Origin of the sequence: Streptomyces sp. NPDC007907 (assembly GCF_042959365.1) — a bacterium.
GTDB lineage: Bacteria > Actinomycetota > Actinomycetes > Streptomycetales > Streptomycetaceae > Streptomyces > Streptomyces indiaensis.
The window spans coordinates 667,458-686,049 of the sequence record NZ_JBIBKR010000005.1; the positions used below are offsets into that span (position 1 = coordinate 667,458).

Annotated in this window: 17 protein-coding genes and 2 tRNA genes; 5 read left to right on the forward strand and 14 right to left on the reverse strand. The window is 71.8% G+C overall.

Annotated features, from left to right (window positions below; all coding sequences use genetic code 11):
* Positions 1–161: 161 nt before the first annotated feature.
* Positions 162–1,361 (reverse strand): MFS transporter, encoded by a 1,200-nt coding sequence (locus tag ACFZDI_RS23820; RefSeq protein ID WP_391253068.1) that lies wholly within the window; start codon positions 1,359–1,361, stop codon positions 162–164.
* Between the two features lie 130 nt (positions 1,362–1,491).
* On the opposite strand from ACFZDI_RS23820, the gene ACFZDI_RS23825 reads away from it, so the two are divergent.
* On the forward strand, positions 1,492–2,070 hold the full coding sequence (locus ACFZDI_RS23825; protein WP_234850656.1) for a TetR family transcriptional regulator: 579 nt from the start codon (positions 1,492–1,494) through the stop codon (positions 2,068–2,070).
* A gap of 16 nt (positions 2,071–2,086) precedes the next feature.
* Here ACFZDI_RS23825 and ACFZDI_RS23830 read toward each other — a convergent pair whose 3' ends face one another.
* Positions 2,087–7,252 (reverse strand): PAS domain-containing protein, encoded by a 5,166-nt coding sequence (locus ACFZDI_RS23830; protein ID WP_391253070.1) that lies wholly within the window; start codon positions 7,250–7,252, stop codon positions 2,087–2,089.
* A gap of 334 nt (positions 7,253–7,586) precedes the next feature.
* Positions 7,587–8,102 carry an SSI family serine proteinase inhibitor gene (locus ACFZDI_RS23835; RefSeq protein WP_391253072.1) on the reverse strand — a complete coding sequence of 172 codons (516 nt, stop codon included), beginning with the start codon at positions 8,100–8,102 and terminating at the stop codon, positions 7,587–7,589.
* Positions 8,103–8,286: 184 nt separating this feature from the next.
* Here ACFZDI_RS23835 and ACFZDI_RS23840 point away from each other — a divergent pair.
* The 3 genes from ACFZDI_RS23840 to ACFZDI_RS23850 all read left to right on the forward strand — a co-directional run bounded on the left by ACFZDI_RS23840 (position 8,287) and on the right by ACFZDI_RS23850 (position 9,633).
* Positions 8,287–8,377: transfer RNA gene (locus ACFZDI_RS23840), tRNA-Ser, on the forward strand.
* 378 nt (positions 8,378–8,755) lie between these two features.
* Positions 8,756–8,828, forward strand: a tRNA-Arg gene (locus ACFZDI_RS23845).
* 169 nt (positions 8,829–8,997) lie between these two features.
* Positions 8,998–9,633, forward strand: coding sequence for a signal protein (locus ACFZDI_RS23850; RefSeq protein ID WP_391253074.1), 636 nt, complete (start codon positions 8,998–9,000; stop codon positions 9,631–9,633).
* 66 nt (positions 9,634–9,699) lie between these two features.
* Here the strand turns inward: ACFZDI_RS23850 and xerC are convergent, their stop codons facing one another.
* The 10 genes from xerC to ACFZDI_RS23900 all read right to left on the reverse strand — a co-directional run bounded on the left by xerC (position 9,700) and on the right by ACFZDI_RS23900 (position 15,973).
* Positions 9,700–10,935 carry a tyrosine-type recombinase/integrase gene (xerC, locus tag ACFZDI_RS23855; RefSeq protein WP_391253076.1) on the reverse strand — a complete coding sequence of 412 codons (1,236 nt, stop codon included), beginning with the start codon at positions 10,933–10,935 and terminating at the stop codon, positions 9,700–9,702.
* Positions 10,923–11,132: a helix-turn-helix domain-containing protein gene (locus tag ACFZDI_RS23860; protein ID WP_388467750.1), complete on the reverse strand. Its 210-nt coding sequence runs from the start codon at positions 11,130–11,132 to the stop codon at positions 10,923–10,925. Before ACFZDI_RS23860 ends, xerC begins: the two co-directional genes overlap by 13 nt.
* Positions 11,129–12,505, reverse strand: coding sequence for a replication initiator protein RepSA (repSA, locus tag ACFZDI_RS23865; protein WP_391253079.1), 1,377 nt, complete (start codon positions 12,503–12,505; stop codon positions 11,129–11,131). Before repSA ends, ACFZDI_RS23860 begins: the two co-directional genes overlap by 4 nt.
* A complete protein-coding gene (locus tag ACFZDI_RS23870; RefSeq protein ID WP_391253081.1) occupies positions 12,498–12,686 on the reverse strand; it encodes a hypothetical protein in 189 nt (62 codons plus the stop codon). The genes repSA and ACFZDI_RS23870 overlap by 8 nt, the downstream gene beginning before the upstream one ends.
* Before the next feature lie 90 nt (positions 12,687–12,776).
* The gene (locus tag ACFZDI_RS23875; RefSeq protein WP_391253083.1) at positions 12,777–13,100 is read right to left on the reverse strand and encodes a SpdD-like protein; all 324 of its coding nucleotides are present in this window, start codon (positions 13,098–13,100) and stop codon (positions 12,777–12,779) included.
* 16 nt (positions 13,101–13,116) lie between these two features.
* Entirely contained in the window at positions 13,117–13,272 is a 156-nt protein-coding gene (locus ACFZDI_RS23880) for a hypothetical protein (protein ID WP_391253085.1), read from the reverse strand.
* A gap of 12 nt (positions 13,273–13,284) precedes the next feature.
* Entirely contained in the window at positions 13,285–13,476 is a 192-nt protein-coding gene (locus tag ACFZDI_RS23885; RefSeq protein WP_391253087.1) for a mobile element transfer protein, read from the reverse strand.
* 21 nt (positions 13,477–13,497) lie between these two features.
* Entirely contained in the window at positions 13,498–14,178 is a 681-nt protein-coding gene (locus ACFZDI_RS23890) for a DUF2637 domain-containing protein (protein ID WP_391253089.1), read from the reverse strand.
* An 83-nt stretch (positions 14,179–14,261) separates the two neighbouring features.
* Entirely contained in the window at positions 14,262–15,617 is a 1,356-nt protein-coding gene (locus ACFZDI_RS23895; protein WP_391253091.1) for an FtsK/SpoIIIE domain-containing protein, read from the reverse strand.
* 2 nt (positions 15,618–15,619) lie between these two features.
* The gene (locus ACFZDI_RS23900; protein WP_391251563.1) at positions 15,620–15,973 is read right to left on the reverse strand and encodes a hypothetical protein; all 354 of its coding nucleotides are present in this window, start codon (positions 15,971–15,973) and stop codon (positions 15,620–15,622) included.
* 331 nt (positions 15,974–16,304) lie between these two features.
* Here ACFZDI_RS23900 and ACFZDI_RS23905 point away from each other — a divergent pair, with 331 nt between their 5' ends.
* On the forward strand, positions 16,305–17,438 hold the full coding sequence (locus tag ACFZDI_RS23905) for an XRE family transcriptional regulator (RefSeq protein WP_391253093.1): 1,134 nt from the start codon (positions 16,305–16,307) through the stop codon (positions 17,436–17,438).
* Here ACFZDI_RS23905 and ACFZDI_RS23910 read toward each other — a convergent pair.
* The gene (locus ACFZDI_RS23910; RefSeq protein ID WP_391253095.1) at positions 17,422–18,216 is read right to left on the reverse strand and encodes an NUDIX domain-containing protein; all 795 of its coding nucleotides are present in this window, start codon (positions 18,214–18,216) and stop codon (positions 17,422–17,424) included. The genes ACFZDI_RS23905 and ACFZDI_RS23910 overlap by 17 nt on opposite strands.
* Between the last annotated feature and the right edge of the window lie 376 nt (positions 18,217–18,592).

An 18,592-nucleotide genomic window follows, 5' to 3' on the forward strand; every position in this document is an offset into this window, starting at 1 on the left:
GCCCGGTGCGGCGGTCCCGGCCCAGGGGGCCCGCCCGGTGCGCCGAGCCGCCCCGCATGCCGGTCCCGGTCGACCGAACCGCCCGGAACGCCGTACCCGCCGGCGTCCCGGACCGCCCGGCGCTCCCGACCGCACCGGCGTCCGGAGGTCAGCCCCCGCACTCACCGGCGTCCGGACGTCAGCCCCCACCCCAGCACCAGCCACACGCCCGCCACCGCGCACACCCCGCCCCAGCCGAAGTGGCTGAACGCGGCCCCCGCGAGGGCCGAAGCGGCCGCGCCGCCCGCGAAACCGGCGACGACGTAGGCGGTGTTGGCCGTGGCGGGGGTGGAGGTCGCGGTCAGGGCGAGCGTCTGGTTGGCGACGTGCGAGGCGACCAGCGCCGCGTGCACGGCGATCGCCGCGGCGAACAACGCCCCCAGCACCTGCCCGCCCAGCCAGAACAGCGGCACCGACACGGCCGCCACCGCGTACGCCGACCGCACGACCCGCGCCGCACCGAACCGGTCCACCAGCCCGCCCGCCAGCGGCGCCACCGCACTCGCGGTCAGGCCGAACAGCCCGAACAGCCCGGCCGTCGCGGTGGACAGCCCGTACTCCGGCCCGGTCAGCAACAGCGCCAGCGAGGTCCACAGCGCGCTCCACGCACCGAACATCCCGGCCTGCCGCACACACGCCCGCCACAGCTCCGGCGAGCTCCGCAGCACCGACGGCAGCGCGACGAGCCCCGCGAACAGCGGGCCTTCCCGGCGCCGCCGCGACGGCAGGACCACCGCCGTCGCGAGCCCCAGCACGAGGGTGAGCACGGCCGCACCGGCGAACACCCAGCGCCAGCCGAAGGCCTGCCCGCCCAGCCCGCCCAGCACCCTGGCTCCGACGATGCCGAGGAACAGGCCCGCGATGACCGCCGCGACATGCAGGGCACGCCGCTCGGCGGGGGCCCGCTCGGCGACCAGCGGGACCAGCAGCTGGGGGATGACGGTGGCCGCCGAGGCGACGAACATCGCGACCGCGAGGACGGCGACGCCCGGGGCGGCCGCGGCGGCACCCAGGGAGAGCGCGGTGACCAGCGTGAGTCCGGCGACCAGCCGGCGCCGGTTCGCACTGTCGCCGAGCGGGGCGAAGAACAGCAGACCGACCGCGTAGCCGAGCTGGGCGACCGAGGCGATCCAGGCGATGGCCGAGGGCGCCGAGCCGAAGTCCCGGGCCATGAGAGGAAGCAGCGGCGCGGCGAGGTAGATGTTGGCGGCGGTGACCGCGCTGCACACGGCGAGCAACGTGAGGAAGAGGCCGGGCGCGGGCGTCCGGGCCCGGCGCTCGAAGGCCGTGGCCGGCGGGGCGGTGGTGGTCGCTGACGGCATGGGAAGGGACTCCTTGGAGTCGACTCTAACAACTAACTGGTTGGTTGGCTGATGGGGGAACAGTCTGTGGCGCTCCGCCATTCCCTGTCAACCAAACAGTTGGTTACCTGCCCGCGCTACCCTCTCCCCCATGGCAGCAAGGGACCCCGAGGCCACCAAGGCCCGGATCTTCGAGGCGGCGGTCGCCGAGTTCGCCCGGCACGGCATCGCCGGCGCCCGCATCGACCGCATCGCCGCCGAGGCGAAGGCGAACAAGCAGCTCATCTACGCCTACTTCGGCAACAAGGCGGAGCTGTTCGCGATCGTCCTCGAGAAGAAGATGCTCCACCTCGCCGAGGCCGTCCCCGTCGACCCGGACGACATCGAGGGCTGGGTCGACCGCCTCATGGACTACCACGCCGCCCACCCCGAGCTGCTGCGCCTGCTCTTCTGGGAGGGCCTGGAGTACGGCAGCACCGAGCTGCCCCACGAGTCCGACCGCCGGGAGCACTACGTCCGCAAGGTCGCCGCCCTGCGCGACGGGCAGGAGCGGGGCGTCGTCACCGACGCGATCCCGGCCGCCGACCTGCTGTTCCTGCTGACCGCCCTGGCCAACTGGACCGCCGTCGTCCCGCAGATGCGGCGCATCCTGGTCGGCGAGGACGAGCCGGACCGGGACCGCCTGCGGGCGTCGGTGAAGGAGGCGGCCCGCCGACTGACGGCACGGTAGGACAGAGGCCAGGGGCTCAGTTGGTGCCGATGCGGCTGAGCAGGTCGACGATCCTGGACTGCACCTCGGAACTGGTGGACCGCTCCGCGAGGAACAGCACCGTCTCCCCGGAGGCCAGCCGGGGCAGGTCGGCCTGGTCGACGGCGGCGGTGTAGACGACCAGCGGGGTGCGGTTGAGCTGCCCGTTCGCCCGCAGCCAGTCGACGATCCCGGCGTGTCCCCCCTGCCGCCGCTGCACCTGCAACAGGTCCATCACGACCAGGTTCGGCCGGAACTGCCCCGCCAGCGTCACCGCGTCCGCGTCGCTCGCGGCCCGCGCGACCTGCATCCCGCGCCGTTCCAGCGTCGCCGTCAGCGCCAGCGCGATCTCCGCGTGCTCCTCGATCAGCAGGACCCGCGGCGGGTGCTGCTCGCTGTCGCGCGGCGCCAGCGCCTTCAGCAGCACGGCCGGATCGGCACCGTACGCCGCATCCCGCGAGGCCTGCCCGAGCCCGGCCGTGACCAGCACGGGCACCTCGGCGGCCACGGCGGCCTGCCGCAGCGACTGCAGCGCCGTCCGCGTGATCGGCCCGGTCAGCGGGTCGACGAACAGCGCGGCCGGGAACGCCGCGATCTGCGCGTCGACCTCCTCGCGCGAGTTCACGATCACCGGGCGGTAGCCGCGGTCACTCAGCGCCTGCTGCGTACTGACGTCCGGGGCGGGCCAGACCAGCAGCCGCCGCGGGTTGTCCAGCGGCTCGGGCGGCAACTCGTCGTCCATCGGCTGCGGCCGCGGCGGATCGGCCACCTCGACGGCCCCGCCGGGACCGTCCAGCGGCTCGGGCCCCTCGGCGGCGTTCTCGTCCGGCGCGCCTATGGCGTACGAGCGCCCGCCGCCCTCGGTCATCTGCGCGAGACGCGACTGACCGGCGAGGGACGGCTGCCCCGGTACGGGTGCGGTGGCCGGGCCCGGGATCTGGGCGGCGACCGGCGGCGGCGTGGGCTCACCCGCCGGACGCGGCCGCGCGACCTGCTCCGGACGGGGCCCCTGCTCCGCCGGACGCGGCTGCCCTTGCTCGGGGCGGCCCGCCTGGTCCGTACGCGTCGCGGGGTCGGGCGGCGTGCCGAGCTTGCGACGCCGGCCCGATCCGCCCGGCTGGTGCGGGGGAGGCGTGGCCGACTGCTGCGGGCCGGAGTGCGGGACGGGTACGGCCGGCGGCTGCTGGACCTGGGCCGCCTGCCGGGTGAACGGCACACCCTGGCCCAGCGTCCGCACGCTGATCGCACGCCCCTGGGTCGAGTTCGGATCGACGGGTGCGGCGGCCTCCGCGGGCAACGGCTGGGCCGCCCGTCGCGCGCCCTCCGGCGGCAGCGGGGTGCCCGGCGCGGGGGTGTGCTGCTGCGGTCCCCGGGGCGGCGTGCCGTTGGCGGGCGCCGGGTGCGCGGTCCCGGCCCCGGTCGCGTCGTCGGCGGCGGGCCAGGGCTGGGCGGCGGGGGCGCCGTGCGGAGGGGTTCCGTGGGCGTTCGGGTTCTGGGCGTTGGCCGCGTGGGCGTTCGGGTTCTGGGCGGGGGCTCCGTGGGCCGGGGTTGCGTGGGCGGGAACTCCCTGAGCGGGCGTGCCCTGGGCGTTGATGCCTTGAGCGTTGATGCCGTGGGCGTTCGTGCCCTGGGCGTTCGTGCCCTGGGCCGGAGTGCCCTGAGGTGGAGTTCCCTGAGCTGCGGGGACGCCCTGAGCTGCCGGGATTCCCTGGCCGTTCGTGCCCTGGGGCGGGACGGCCTGCCCCGGAGCCGCCTCCGCGGGGAGCGGCCGGCCGACGGCGGGTTGCTGCGGCAGCGGCTGGGCCGGGGCCGCGGGCTGCAGGACCTGCCCGGGGAGAGCAGCCTGCACACTCTGTCCGAGCCCGCCCTGAGCGGGTACGGACACGCCCTGCGGCGCGTGCACCTGGGGGGCGACGCCCTGCGGCGGTACGGCGCCGCCCTGCACGGCACCGGCCTGTACGGGCGCGGCCTGCCCCGGCGGGAACTGGCCGGTGGCGTCCTGCTGCGCGGCAGCACCCTGCGCGGCCGCGCCGGGAACGGACCCCGCCGGCACGGCGGCGGCAGGCAGGGAACTGGGCGGTACGGGCCCGCCCGAACCCGCGGGCGCGGAACCCGCAGGCACCGGGCCCACCTGGTCGGCAGCTCCAGGCACCGGCGCTGCGGCCCCCTCGGCCGGCTGCGGCGCCGCGACGGCCCGTCGCCGACGGCCGGTCGGCGCACTGGTCGGATGCGGCTGCGGTGGAGTGTGATCGGCGGACTGGTCGTGCGGAACGGCGTCGTGCCGCCCCTCGTCGGCGGTCCCGTGACCGGCGCCGGCCGCCCCGGGGGCCGCCACAACCTGCTGCGGCTGCCCTTGAGCAGGCACCTGCCCCTGCACGGGCGCCACGCCCTGCCCGGGCGTCTGCCCCTGCACGGGCGTCTGCCCCTGAGCCGGCACCTGCCCCAGGCCCTGTCCGGGCACCTGCCCCTGAGCGGGCACCTGCCCCTGAACTGGAGCCAGGCCCTGTCCCTGCCCGGGCGTCTGTCCCTGCACCGGAGGCAGGCCCTGTCCGGGCACCTGCCCTTGAGCCGGCACCTGCCCCAGGCCCTGTCCGGGCACCTGCCCCTGAGCGGGCACCTGCCCCAGGCCTTGTCCCGGCACCTGCCCCTGGGCCGGAGCCAAGCCCTGTCCGGGCACCTGCTCCTGGGCCGGAGCCAGGCCAGGGGCGGCCTCCGCCGGGGCTTCCTGCTGGGTCGGGGGTGGAGTCTGATCGGATCCGGCCGGCGGCAGGGCGAACACCGGACGCGGCCCGGCCGCTGCCGCCTCCTGCGCGGCGGCCGCCCGTTCGTTGGCGGCGGCCAGCGCACGCCGTCGGCGCCCGGTCGGCTGCCGGTCCTGCCCCTGGGCCGCATCGGCCGAACCGGCGGACTCACCACCGGACGACGCCGCGGGCAGCGCGGGCGGCAGCGCCGCCTGCTCCCCCGGCTCACGCCGGGCCCGCCGCCCGGACGGCGCGGGCACGCCCTGCGGCGGCACGGTTCCGCCGAGGCCCGTGTTCGAGGCGGCGGCCCCGGCCGCGTGCTCGGCGGCCGTCACCACGGCCCCCTCGGCGACACCCTGGACGGCAGTGCCGACGGCTTCCGCACCGGCTTCCTCCGCCGCGCGCCGCCGTCGCCCGGTGCCGCCGGACGCAGCACCCGCCACAGCACCCGCAGCGGCCTCCTCACCGGACGCCTGCGCCGGAAGAGCGGCCGGTTCCCCGGCGGCCCGCCGCCTGCGCCGCCCGGTGGGCGCGGCTCCGTCGGCTCCGGGAGCACCGGCCCCGTCACCCTCACCCGGAACGTCCCCGTCCAGGAAGGCGTCGGTGGTGGCCCGGCGCGCCCGGCGCCGCCCACCGGAGCCCTGCCCGGCGGAACCGACGGCAGCGGGATCCACGGCCGCGGGGTCCACGGCGGCGGGCTCCGCCGGGTCGACGACGGCGAGCGCGGCGGACTCGTCCACCTGCTGGGTGGCAACGGCCCCGGCCCCACCGCCGATCGGCACCTCGAGGACGTACGCGCTCCCGCTCATCCCCGGTACGTCGTGCGTCTGCAGCACGCCACCGTGGGCCCGGACGATCCCGCGCACGATCGGCTCGTGCACGGTGTCGCCACCGGCGTACGGCCCGCGCACCTCGATCCGGACGACCTCGCCGCGCTGGGCCGCCGCCACCACGACGGTGTTGTCCAGGTAACCGCCCGCCGACACGGGCGTATTGCCGGTCGCGTCGACCCCGGCCACGTCGGCGACGAGGTGCGCCAGGGCCGTGGCGAGCAGCCGCGGATCGACCTCGGCCTCGATGGGCGGCGCGTGCACGGCGAACTGCACCCGCCCGGGCCCGATCAGCTCGACCGCCCCGTCGACCCCGGCGGCGACGACGGCGTCCAGCATCACCTTCGTACGGGCGATGTCCTCACCGCCCGCGTCGAGACGCTGGTACCCGAGGACGTTGTCGATCAGGGTCGTGATGCGCGAGTAGCCGGCGGACAGGTGGTGCAGCACCTGGTTGGCCTCGGGCCACAGCTGCCCGGCGTCGTCCGAGGCGAGCGCGGCCAGCTCGCGGCGCAGTTCTTCCAGCGGGCCGCGCAGCGACCGGCCGAGCAGGGTCAGCAACTGCTCGTGCCGGGCGGCGAGCGCCTCGAACCGGTCCTTCTCCCGCTCCCCGAGCGCGGCGTACCGCTCCTCGTGGGCGGCGAGTTCCTCGGCGTGCCGCTCGGTCAGCTCCTCCAGCTCGGTGACGTGCTGCTGGCGCAGCGCGGTGAGCTCGGAGGCGTGCTCCTCGGCGATCCGCTCCAGCTCTTCCTCGTGCCGCTTCTGCGCCGCCTCCTTCTCCTCGACGACGGCGTCGTAGGGCCGCCGGTCGGTGAAGGTCATCACGGCGCCGACGAGCTGGTCGCCGTCGCGCACGGGCGCGGTCGTCAGGTCGACCGGCACCTTGCCGCCGTCCTTGGCGTACAGCACCTGCCCGCGCACCCGGTGCTTGCGCCCGGAGCGCAGGGTGTCCGCGAGCGGCGAGTCCTCGTAGGGGAAGGGCGAGCCGTCGGCGCGCGAGTGCAGCACGAGGTCGTGCAGTGCGCGCCCGCCGAGGTCGCTGGCCCGGAAACCCAGTATCTGGGCGGCGGCCGGGTTGACGAGCACGATCCGCCCGTCGGTGTCGGTGCCGACGACGCCTTCGGCCGCGGCCCGCAGGATCATCTCGGTCTGCCGCTGGGACCGGGCGAGCTCCGCCTCGGTGTCCACGGTCCCGGACAGATCGCGTACGACGAGCATGAGCAGCTCGTCGCCGGTGTAGCCGTAACCGTCGTAGGCCTGCTGTCCGTTCTCGAGATTCGCACTGGTGACCTCGACGGGGAACTCGGTCCCGTCGGTCCTGCGCGCGATCATGCGGGTCGGCTTGGTCCGGGCGTGCGGATCGAGGTGTTCCGGCCGGCGCATGGAGCCGGGGATGAGCTTGGAGTCGAACTGCGGCAGCAGATCGAGGAGCCCGCGCCCCACGAGAGCGGTGCCCGGGGTCTCGAAGGCCTCCAGGGCGATGGTGTTGGCGTTGACGACCGTGCCGTTGGCGTTGACCAGCACCAACGCGTCGGGGAGGGCATCCAGTATGGCTGCGAGGCGAGCAGCGCCTCGGGATGGCCTGCTGCTCACGAGACGCTTCCTCCCTGTTACCGCACCTTGCCGACCGCTCGGGCCATCTTGCCAACCGTCCCGCGGCGTGTCACGCGAGGGAGTCTAAGGGCTGTGGTTGCGCTCGCGACGCCGGATGAGAGGGAGGCCGCACGCGGAAGTGACCCCGAACCGACGACCGGGGGACCGTGAAACGCCCGCCCTCCTGCGACGACGTCGCGGGACCTTCGCGGGACCTTTACGAGAGCGGCGTTTCTGTACCTTTCGGCCGAGCCGCACCCGGCTGGCGGAATGGGGGCGGAGTGTGGCGCAAAGGACCGCGACCGTCCGCCCCCTCCCTCGCTGACGGTCGGCGTCAGCCCTTCCCTGTGGCCTTCATGTCCGGCAGCAGCGGCACGAGCCGGTCCCACCGGGAGATCTGGCAGCCGTCGCGGCGGTCGTATTTGGCGTTGACGGGCCGGCCGGCCCAGGTGCCGGTGACGTGCGCGGTGGCGGGCCCGCCGTACTGCATGGTGCAGAAGCCGTCTTCCGGCGCGGGGGCGAAGACGTCCGTCCCCGAGCGCGTGTCCCGCTCCAGGGCGGCACAGGCGCCGCCCGGGTCGGGGTGGCTGCCGCCGTCGGGGTCGCAGTACAGCTTGAACGTCCCGTCGGCCCCGCCGCCGGCGTTGCGCACGGTGACGGTGAGGTGATCACGGTCCGGGCCGTTACCGGGCCGGGCGGCCGGGGACGGCAGACCGGTCGCGTCGGCCTGGGCGTACGCAGCCGGGGGCGCCGCGGTCAGCGACCCGGCGGCGGCGACGGAGGCGGCGGCACCGAGGAGGAGGCGCCGCAGGGCGGGGCGGGCCGTGGCCCGGGAAGTGGCACGCAACATGCGCTGTCTAACGCGACGCGGCGCGGGATGTTGCGCGCGAACGTCCGAGCGGTACCCGTACGGGCCTGACAAGGCCTTTGCCCTGCGCCCTTCCCGCCTAGTACCGTGGGGGTCGATTGGTGACAGCACGCTCGACTGTGTCATCATCGGCACGCACCGCTCGCGCTCGCGCGGGAGTGATGCTGGAGGCGTCGCCTAGTCCGGTCTATGGCGCCGCACTGCTAATGCGGTTTGGGTCTTAAAGCCCATCGAGGGTTCAAATCCCTCCGCCTCCGCACTCAGCTCAGGGAGTCCGGTAAGACGTACCGGACTCCCTGAGCTTTTTCTGTGGCTTTTTCTCCGTCTGAGTGCAGGAGTCGCTCAGGGACCGCGGACGGTCGAGCACGTACCCGGCCCTTGTGACGCGTGACGGTGACCCGCACGGTGGGGACAGCAAGGCCCGCCCGGCGTACGAGCCGTCAACCGTCCGGACGCGCGCGACCAGCCCGTCCGACCAGGGGCGCCGCGCGGGCCAGAACGGCCCCTGGGGGCTGTTTCAGCAGGTCACAAGGGGTGCGGCTAACGGATTTCACATGGCGGCGGCAGTCATGTAATGTTCTTCCTGTCGCCGCGAGCGAGCCGGAAGGCCCGGGAGCGGCGATAAAACAGAACAAGCACTCGTAGCTTAACGGATAGAGCATCTGACTACGGATCAGAAGGTTGCAGGTTCGAATCCTGCCGAGTGCACACAGGTAAGAGGCCCCGGAGAGATCCGGGGCCTCTTGCGTTTCGGAGGCGTACAGCAGCGGAGTACAGCAACGGGTGGCCCAAGGGGGTCGGCCAGCTCGCGGACAGGGTCCGCGCAATCCGTATGCGACCGGGGGTCGCGCACGTGCGCAGTAGGGGAGGGGAACTCATGAAGATCAAGACCAGCAGAGTGGTGCTCATGACCATGGTCCTGGCGGCGCTGGTGGGGTGCGGGCGCAGCGCAACCGAGGGAACAGGGGACTCGCCAGCTCGGGCTTCAGGTGCGCCGTCGTCGGCGCAAGACGGTCTCTCTCCTGAGGATCTGCAGAGCCGATGGTGGACGTGGGCGTTGTCGGAACCCGAAGGCACCAATCCGGTCGCTGACGAGGATGGGAGCGATTGTGAGCGCAACCAGCCGCAGGACGTGTGGTTCCTGGCGGGTACCTTCGGCACTCAGGCCGAGCGCACTTGCAACGTCCCCAAAGGGGTCCCTGTCGCGTTTCCCCTGGTGAACCTGATGGGTGAGCCAGCGGACTGCGCAATCTTCATGGGCAAGGCCAAGGGGTCCGCGGTCCTGGACGGCACGAAGGTCGAATCGGAGACGAACCGCGGAGAGCCGATCTCTGTGAAGGGCGTTGCCTTCAACCCCGTCACAGGCACCGACGAGCGCCTCACGACCACAGGGTGCGGCCTCTGGGTCCAGTTGCCCCCGCTGAAGCCCGGGAAGCACACACTGACAATTCGTGGTCAGGCCCAGGACTTCGCCGTTGGTGTGGACTACTCCCTAACCGTGGATGCTGCATAGGCGAACGGCGTGTAGGGGACCCCGGGTTCGGGGTCCCCTGGAGAGCAGGTCACGGTTTCGGAGTCCTCAGCCGGCGCCGCCCATGGCTTCGGACAGCTTGCCCAGTGCTGCCCGCACCTCCTCCTCGCTCGCTTCGGCGTAGACCTCCATCGTCATGGCGATCTGCGAGTGCCGGAGGATGCGCTGGGCCACCTTCGGGTGCACCTTCAGCGCGACCAGAAGCGAGCTGCACGTGTGCCGCGTGTTCCGGAGCGGGATGACCCGGAGCCCGGCGCGACGAGCCCGGAGGGCGAACATGCGGGTCATGTTGCCCGGCTCGATCGGCGTGCCGTACTTCGTGGTGAAGATCAGATCATGGCTGTCCTGCCAGAGCTCCCCGGCGGCTTTCCGGTCGCCGATCTGCTGAGCGCGACGCATCCGCAGCGCCTTGAGGCAGAGTGCCGGCAGAGGGAGGAAGTCGTCGGAGTCCTCGGTCTTGGTCTCACGGTGCAGGATCTCCCGCCCCGCGCGCTGAATCTGGTGATCGACGTACAGCTCTCCCCGCTCGAAATCGACGGACTTCCAGGTGAGGCCTAGGACCTCACCACGACGCAGGCCGAGGCAGAGCACCAGGACCCAGGCCGCAAAGAGGTGGTCATCCCGGGCGGCGGCATCGGTGAGGAACTGACCGGCCTCGGCCACGGACCAGGGCTTGATCCGGCGACGACGAGGCTTCGGCACCTTCACGAGCGAGGCCACGTTCTTGCTGATCTCCTCCTCGGCGACCGCATGGGTCATGGCGGCCCGGAGAGCATCGCGCGCGGCCTGGATCACGCGGCGGGAGGGGTACGCCTCGCAGCACTCCCCGATGGCGCAGCACTTCCGGCGAGCGGGTGCCCGCTTTGAGTCCTTGCCCTGGGCGCAGCACTGGCAGACGGTCGCCAGTTTGGTCAGCCACTCGCGGACGTCCCGGACAGTGAGCCGGTCCAGCCGCTTAGGGCCGAGGTGGGGAGCGATGTAGAGCCGGACGCAACCCTCGTACGAGACGTACGTCAGAGGCGCCAGGTTCGGCTTCACGACCGAGTCGAGCCAGTACGTGAGGAACGCGGCCACTGTCCGGTGCCGAGTGGCGACCGGCCCCTTCTTCGCCTCCGAATGAAGGTTGAGCCACTTCTCGTGGACCTCTTCGCGGGTCTTGCCGTAGGCGTACTTCCGGGCGCGCTTGCCGTCCGGCTTGGTCACCCAGACGTAGGCCGCGTAGCCGTTCCTGTACGGGTAGATGGAGCCTTCGCCGTTACCGCGCTTTCCGCTCATGCCGACCACCCCTGTTCGGCTTCCTGGGCGCGACGATCGATGTACTCGTCAACGTAACGGGGCAGTATGCGGCGGTTACGGCCATCCTTGATGGAGCGGATCTCCCCGGTGAGGACCAGCATCTTGGTCTTGGAGAGGCCATAGCCGAGCATCTCGGCAACCTCACGGGTGGTGTACCACTTCCGTTCGATCACTGCGGTGGTCATGCTGCGGCTCCTTCCAGGGCGAGTTGATCGCGTAGGGCTTCGCGGGCGGTTTCGCGGTTGAGTTGGATGTCGCGGGCGATGGTGGCGGCGAGGGCGGATTCTCCGGGGGTGTGGCCGTGTCCGGCGTACTGCCAGTCGGCCAGGACCAGGACGGTGTCCGGCTCGCGGTCGTCCAGGCCGAGGGCGGCGTGTTCCTGGGCGGCGCGGTAGTCGGCGCGTGCCTGGCGGAGGGCGCCGAGGGTGGTGGAGTAGCGGCGGGACTTGGAGGAGAAGTGGCCGCGGAAGCCGAGCATGTGTGCCCAGGCCCATAGGCGCCGGTCGGGGTAGAGCGGGTCGAGCTGCTTGCAGGCCTCGATGAGGCGGCGGGTGTGGTCGGGGACGTGGTGGCGGTCGAGTTCGGAGAGTTCGCCGATGCGGTGGTCGAGGGTGCCGGTGTTTTCGGCGGCCTTGGTGGCGTACTTGGCGACGTAGGAGGCGACGGCCTGTTCGGTGATGTCGGAGCCGTCGCCGAAGGCCTTCACGGGCCTCACGTCGAGTTGTCGGCCCCAGCGGAAGGTGCGGGCCGGTTGGTTGTCGGCGGCCGGGACGGAGACCGAGGTGTAGGAGTGCTCGGCAGCTGCACGTATTGCGTCGGTGAGGAGGCCGACGGTGGCCCAGGACGGCGGGGCGGTCTCGGGTCCGTCGGGTCCGTCGATGCGAATCACGGCGTGGAAGTGCAGGGCGCCGCGCTTTTGGAACTCGGCGACTTTGCCGTACGAAAGGCGGGCGCACTCCTTCAGCTCCCGCTGTGTGATGCCGGCGCGGGCGGCGATCTCGCGGCGGAGCCGGTTGGTGAAGCGCTGCCAGAGCTGCCCCGCGTAGTTGTTGAACAGCACCGCGCCCGCGTAGTCGTACGTCGCCGGGTCAAGGGCGGTACCGAGGGCGGGGTCGTCGGCAGAGTGGTGCGTTCCGCAGCGGCAGACACCCCGGTCGGGCCGGTTGTGGACTGGGCCGAACGAGGGGGCGGTGAGGGTGGCGAAGACGCGGGGGTGGTCGCGGACGGTGGTGGGGATGTCGCGGCGGTCGTCCCCGGCCAGGCCCGCGCGGATGAGGTGGTAGGTGTCGCCCGCGTAGGTCCAGGCGCAGGAGGGGCAGCGGGAGGCGCGGCGGTTGCCGCAGGCGACACGGAGACGGCCGCCCGGCTCGTTGGCGGTGGTGTAGTGGTGCAGGGTTTCGCCGGTGGTCTTGTCCTTGGTGAGGGTCCAGCCGGTGAGGTGGATGGGGTCGGCGCAGCCGCCGGTGCGGCGGATCTGCTCGTGCCAGCGGTCATAGTCGGAGGCCGAAGCCACCCTCAGCAGGTCGCCGAGGGTGGTCGGGTCGAGCAGGTCAGGCACGCGCAGCCTCCCGGACGCGGCGGGCGGGGATGGTGCCCTGGCCGTGGCACGCGCGGCAGTCGATGATGAGCGTCTGCCGGTGGCCGTGCTGGTCACGGTTGCCGGTGATGATGGCGGCGGTGGCGAAGCCGTCGCAGTTCGGGCAGATGCGGGGCGTCGGCGTGGTGGTGGGGTGCGTCATGCTGGGGTTCCTTCCGGTTCAGTGGATCGGACAGGGGCACGGCGCCCGGGCGGCGGATGCTTGGCGGTATCGGAGCCGCCCGGGGGCCAGTCAGCGTCGCTTCGTCTCCGAGGCGAGCAGGGAGCGCAGGACGACGGCGCAGACGGCGACCGAGGCGCCGGTGATGGCGACCGCCAGGAGCATGGAGACCAGGACGGCGCCGACGACCAGGACGACGGCGGTGCCGCCGCCGACGAGGGCGAGTGCGGTGCCGGGGGTGAGCTGCACCGTCGGCCGGGCGGGTGCGGGGGCCGGGGCCACCGGGGCGGGCTGCGAGACCTGAGCGGCCGGGGCGATGGTGGTCGGCTCGACCACGGCGGGCGGTGTGACGTGGCCGGTCGGTGTGGGCATGGTCGGGATCTTCGGACGGAACATCAGCGGTCTCCTTCGGCTACTTGACGACGGTGTCGATGGCGGGGGCGAGGACGCTGTCGGCGAGGAGGAAGCCGCCGAGCAGCAGGACGGCGATGAGCCAGGCGGGCGGGCGGATGAGCTTGACGCCGAGGTAGCCGACGGCGAGCAGCGCGAGCCAGAGCGGTACTTCCATGGCGGTGGCCTCCTAGTGGACGCGGCAGCGGTGGGTGCGGGCGGCGAGCTGGGCGGCGGACTGGCTGGAGTAGTCGGAGGACCAGCCGCAGCGGTCGGCGGTGCACACGGCGGCGTACTTGGTCTGGCCGTGGCGGTCGCGGTGGGTGCCGATCTGCACCGGGCCGATGCGCATCACGGAGTGGAAGTGGTCACGAGCGGGCATGGCGGTGGGTCTCCCTTCGGGTCAGACGAGTTGGGCGGCGATGGCGTCGGCCAGCTGGGGCGGGACGCCGAGGCGGGCACGCAGGGTGTCGGTGTCGATCGGCGAGCCGGTGCGGGCGTGGTGGTCGTCGGCGACCTTGCGGGCGTGGTCGACCAGCGCGGCCGGGACCGGCACCGCCGGAGCGGGAGCGGCCGGAGCGGGATCGGCAGCCGGGAGGGCCGGAGTGTCGTCGACCGCCGGGGCCAGCTCGGGCTCACTTTCTGGTTCGGTCTCGGTGACCGGCTCAGGGTGGGGCTCGGTGGCCGGGGCGGCGGGTGCCGGCGGATCCGGCACGGGGTCGGTGGCGGAGTGGGCGAGGAGGGTGCCGCCCATGAAGGCCAGGGCGGGCCAGGCGGCGACGAGGATGCGTAGCCAGGCGGGGACGTCGGTCAGGTCGAGGAGTCCGGCGGTGGCGACGTTGGCGCCGAGGGAGGCGACCAGGGCGATGACGAACCAGCACCAGGCCAGCCGGGACGGGCCGTCCGAGCGGAGTCGCCGCCAGGCAGCGACGAGGAGCAGATCGACACTGATCGGGTAGGCCCAGGCTTTCCAGCCGTCCTGTCCGGCAGCGGCGGCCAGGTCGTGGAGGTGGGCGAAGGACAGCGCCCCGGCAATGACGGCCTGGACCAAGACGGCGTCGACACGAAGAGCGGGGCGGGCCATCACGGCTCCTTCCTGTGATGAGGCATGGCAGGGGTAGGGACCTGGCGCGAAGCGGTCACGCCGACCGATGAAGCGGGGAAGGGTCAGGCGGTGGCGGGGGCTGTCTTGGACAGAGGCACCCGGGCCGAGGGAAGCGCGGCGACCGCGGGCCGGAACGGGGCCAGGGCGGGCACGTCAGGGGTGCGGTCGGCGTACTTGTTGCAGGTGTTCACGGCCTGGCGCAGCGAGGTGTGCGGGGCGCGGATGCGGTGCCAGCCTCCGGTGGAGTCCCCGGCGATCGCGATGCCGCGTGTCTCGGCGGGGATCTGGATGGCGGCCAGGACGGCGTCCGGGGAGATGTCGCCGAAGGCCATGTTGGCGGAGGTTTCGTCGTTGACGCGGTGTGCGGTGCGGCCGGTGAGCTGGGCGCGGAGCATGGTGATGCCCTTGCCGAGTTCGGAGCCGAAGCGCTGCCCGCAGATCTCCAGGTAGATGCCAGCCGCGCGGCCGAGCTGGGCGAGACGGACCAGGGCGGTGATGATCCGGTCCCGGCGCTTCTCTTCGTCCTTGCTGGCGAAGAGTGCGAGTTCGGCGACCTCGTCGACCAGGACCACGACCGGGACGGGGCGGATGTCGTCGGGCAGGTCCCAGATATCGGCGGCTATCTCCGCATCCGGCACGGCGACGCTGATGCGCTGCTCGGCCCGGATCAGCTGGTAGACCTCCTCCATGTGGGACACCAGCGCTTCCAGGAGTTCCAGGGCGGTGTCGGGGTTATCGGCGAGAGCGGAGAACCGGCGGGCCAGTGGGAACAGCTCGACGCCTTGCTTGCAGTCGATGCCGACCAGGGCGACGTCCATCGGGGCGAGCCCGGCCACAAGGTTGCGCTGATAGACGGACTTGCCGGACTCCGTGGCACCGAGGGTCAGGCCGTGCGGCACGGCACGGTAGTCGCGGTAGTGCACTGATCCGTCCTCCCGCAGCGCGACCGGAACCCGCATCGGAGCAGAGTCGACCTTCGCGGGCATCTGGACCTGCTTGAGCACGTCGTAGCCGGTCATCCGCACCTCAACGATGCCGGAGCGGACTTCGCGGGAGGTCACGCCGTACATCCCGAAGGAGTGGCGCAGCCGGTCCGTGGCGGCTGCCACGTCGAAGGCGTCCTGTCCGGGGCGGAGCTTGAGCCGAAGGATCAGCCCGGTCCGGGTCGGCCGTAACCGCACGATGCGTGGTACGCGGGATTCCGGAACCGGCCGGTTGGCCACCCGGGCCAGGGCCAGGCGCCAGCGCGAGGGCGGGACCGTCAGGCCGCAGGCGTCCATGACCGAGGCGTAGCGGACCAGAACCCGCACTGTGGCCAGGGCGACGCCGAAGGTCAGCCAGTACCAGGCGGGGCGCCGCCACCGCAGGAGACCCGCAGCGGCGACGACCACAATCACAGCGACCATGAGCCAGGTCATGATCAGGCCGCCTCGGATGCCGAGCCGGTGGCGGCCAGCGAGGTGACGGCGACCGCGCGGAAGGCGATGCCGTGCCGCTTCTGGCCGTTGAACTCGTTCTCCCACGGCCGGGCGATCAAGCCCGTCAGGGCCACCGGGGTGCCCATGGCCAGGTCGCTGGAGATACCGGGCTCCGGGACGGTGATGGACAGGATCTCGACTTCGTCATTGGCCGCGAACATCACGTCCACGGTCATCAGCTTGACGCCATCGGCGTCGATAGCGATCTCGCCGGTGCGGCGGTCCTTGACCTTGGGCTGCGGGGCCTTGGCGACCATCACGGTGGCGCCGGACGTCTCGACGGGGATCTGACGCATGATGGAACTCCCTTGAGAGGGGCGGGAGCGGCGTACTTGCTTGGCGGTGGGTCGCCGCTCTCGTGCGTTGACAGATGAGTGCAGCAAAGCTGCGAGGTCGCACCCCAACTGGTGCGCACCAGAAGGTTGCATCTGGTGCGCACCAGATGTCAAGCGCTGTCGCCGCTTTGGCTTCTCAACTCGCCTTGCTGCGATGGTTCTAGGGAACCGTTTCTGCCAACGCCCCGGTAGCCAACAGGGGTTAACACCTATCCCGTTAACCCCTGCCGACCTGCGGAGATATGAGGCATGCTGCTATTAGGTCCCCGGAACACGAGCAGGATGGCGTGACGTGACGAACGGACTCAGGGCGGCGAGGAACGCACGGGAGTGGTCGCAAGAGCGGCTCGTTCGGGAGATTGAACGACACGCGCGTCAGCACCTCTTGGACGTTGCATCAACGGCCAGCTTGCGCGTGTACGTCTCCGAGTGGGAGAACGGTCGACGCCAGATCTCGGCTCGCTACGCGAAGATTCTTCGCGCGCTCCTTGGCGTTACAGACGCCGAACTGACCGGAGTGCCGGCGGAGTCGGGCCAACCGGTCGCCGCAGATGGATACGACGAGCTGATGGGCCGGATCGATGCGGCCCGCAGCCTAAGCCTGACCATGGTCGACACGTTCATGGACCAGACGGAGTTGCTCCGAACCATGGACCGGCAGATGGGCGCAGCCGGGTTGGTCGACGCGATGACGGCACATCTGGCGAGGCTGGAAGAAGCCCTGACCTTCGCGGTCCTTCCCGAAACCCGGCGTCCAGTCGCGCGAGCACTGGCCGGAGCGGCGACGCTGGCCGCATGGCAGGCACTAGACGTGGGTGCGGTCGAGCGAGCCTGGCGGCACTACGAGCTGGGGAAGCGGGCCGCCAAGGAAGCCGAAGAGCCTATGTACCTCGCACACGCCACGGCCGAGCAGGCGTACGTGCTCTGTGATGCGGGGCGAGCATCCATGGCCGTCCAACTGATACGGGATGCGCAGCGGCTCGGAGGATCAACTATGTCCCCGCGGCTGACGGCTTGGCTGTACGCGGCCGAAGCCGAGATCTGCGCTCGTGCAGGGTTGCCGGAGGACTGCCAACGGGCACTCGATCGGGCCGCACGCAGCCTGCCCGCAGGAGATGCGGCCCGCGACCCGGACATGTTGAGCATCTTCCTGAACGAGGGGCACCTCACCCGTTGGCGCGGAAGCGCTCTCGCCCTGGTAGGTGACGACGAGGCAGTGGGGAGCCTCTACACGGCACTCGACACGGCAGACCCAACCTTCATACGGGCATCCGCCGGACTGCGCTGCGACCTAGCCCAGGCGCACATGGCTCGCGGCGAGCACGACCAGGCGCACGAGCACCTACGCCAGGCCCGCTTGATAGCCAGCCGTACGGGGTCAGTGCGTCATCGACGGAGGGTCGAGCAGCTCACGCAGCGGTTGTAGGAGAACTGCCGGCGGAGCGCGAGGACAGGACATGCAGCAGGGCGACCAGCGTGCCCGATCCCATGAGTTCACCCCGGGCCATGAGGCCAGGAATATCAGAGAGCGGCACCCATGCGATGTGTCCGGCTTCTTCAAGGTCCGTCGGCTCACCTACGAGTTTGGCGCCCGTGCCTACGAAGATGTCGTGCGGTGAGTCGACCATGCCCACCATCGGCTGATACGTGACCACGTGCTCCAAGGCGTCCGGCCGCCAACCAGTCTCTTCCTCGACCTCACGCAGCGCCGTCTGCAAGGGATCCTCCCCCGCGTCGACGATGCCTCCCGGGAGCTCCCACCCGAACGACTGGGGTACGAAGCGATAGCGCCACATCATCAGGACGCGGTCCTGGTCGTCGATGACGGCCGCGATGGCGACGTGGTGCAGCTTCACTACGTGGTGCTCGAAGCGGTCGACTCCCGGCGGCTCAACGTCGACGAGGCTCAGCTTCACCCAACGGTTGTCGTACAGAGTCCGCTCACCATGGATCTGCCACGGCTCCACATCCGTCGGTGCCTGGGTAGTTGCGGACCGATCCGGCACGCGATAGGAGCTGCGGCCGTGGACCTCGATGGCACCTTCAGCGACGAGCTTAGCCAGCACCTGGCGCAGAGCCGTACGGCCAATGCCCAGCTCTTCGGACAGGGTCCGCTCTGATGGGATCTTGGAGCCAGGCAGGTACTTCCCCGTCGAGATCCACTCGCGGATCGTGCGGTAGACCCGCTCTGACTTCGGTCCCATTCGGTGAGCTCTCCTCCGTACCGCGCTAGACATGGCAGTGCAATGTCCAAGCTTAGGGGGCGGGAGCGACAGCCGTCAGGGGCGATCAGCAGAGCCTGCGGTAGAACTTTCCCTACTTCATCAAGGCCCGCGCACGGCGCGGGCGCGCGCCGCCTCTGCGGCGCGGCCTGCCTCCTGTCTGCGCCCCGGCTGGCCGCGCCCGGCGGCGCGCTGGCGAGCTGCGGGCATGAAGCGGGAGACACCCTCCGTGGCTGGGGCGGTCGGCTCCACGGCTTTAGGCAGCCACCATGGGGCGAGCCTCGAAGATCATGGCCCCAACGTCGTGCTTTACCGGGCAGGTCCACAGACTGCCCGACGCGCCGGAAGCTTACGGGGC

What these genes read in the sequence shown, in the direction of transcription:
- ACFZDI_RS23860 (WP_388467750.1), bottom strand. Translation starts at nt 11,132, where the DNA reads ATGACCACCGCAGTGATCGAACGGAAGTGGTACACCACCCGTGAGGTT.
- ACFZDI_RS23835 (WP_391253072.1), bottom strand. Translation starts at nt 8,102, where the DNA reads ATGTTGCGTGCCACTTCCCGGGCCACGGCCCGCCCCGCCCTGCGGCGC.
- ACFZDI_RS23885 (WP_391253087.1), bottom strand. Translation starts at nt 13,476, where the DNA reads ATGCCCGCTCGTGACCACTTCCACTCCGTGATGCGCATCGGCCCGGTG.
- ACFZDI_RS23870 (WP_391253081.1), bottom strand. Translation starts at nt 12,686, where the DNA reads ATGACGCACCCCACCACCACGCCGACGCCCCGCATCTGCCCGAACTGC.
- ACFZDI_RS23900 (WP_391251563.1), bottom strand. Translation starts at nt 15,973, where the DNA reads ATGCGTCAGATCCCCGTCGAGACGTCCGGCGCCACCGTGATGGTCGCC.
- ACFZDI_RS23875 (WP_391253083.1), bottom strand. Translation starts at nt 13,100, where the DNA reads ATGTTCCGTCCGAAGATCCCGACCATGCCCACACCGACCGGCCACGTC.
- ACFZDI_RS23850 (WP_391253074.1), top strand. Translation starts at nt 8,998, where the DNA reads ATGAAGATCAAGACCAGCAGAGTGGTGCTCATGACCATGGTCCTGGCG.
- ACFZDI_RS23910 (WP_391253095.1), bottom strand. Translation starts at nt 18,216, where the DNA reads ATGGGACCGAAGTCAGAGCGGGTCTACCGCACGATCCGCGAGTGGATC.
- ACFZDI_RS23820 (WP_391253068.1), bottom strand. Translation starts at nt 1,361, where the DNA reads ATGCCGTCAGCGACCACCACCGCCCCGCCGGCCACGGCCTTCGAGCGC.
- ACFZDI_RS23880 (WP_391253085.1), bottom strand. Translation starts at nt 13,272, where the DNA reads ATGGAAGTACCGCTCTGGCTCGCGCTGCTCGCCGTCGGCTACCTCGGC.
- ACFZDI_RS23890 (WP_391253089.1), bottom strand. Translation starts at nt 14,178, where the DNA reads ATGGCCCGCCCCGCTCTTCGTGTCGACGCCGTCTTGGTCCAGGCCGTC.
- ACFZDI_RS23825 (WP_234850656.1), top strand. Translation starts at nt 1,492, where the DNA reads ATGGCAGCAAGGGACCCCGAGGCCACCAAGGCCCGGATCTTCGAGGCG.
- ACFZDI_RS23895 (WP_391253091.1), bottom strand. Translation starts at nt 15,617, where the DNA reads ATGACCTGGCTCATGGTCGCTGTGATTGTGGTCGTCGCCGCTGCGGGT.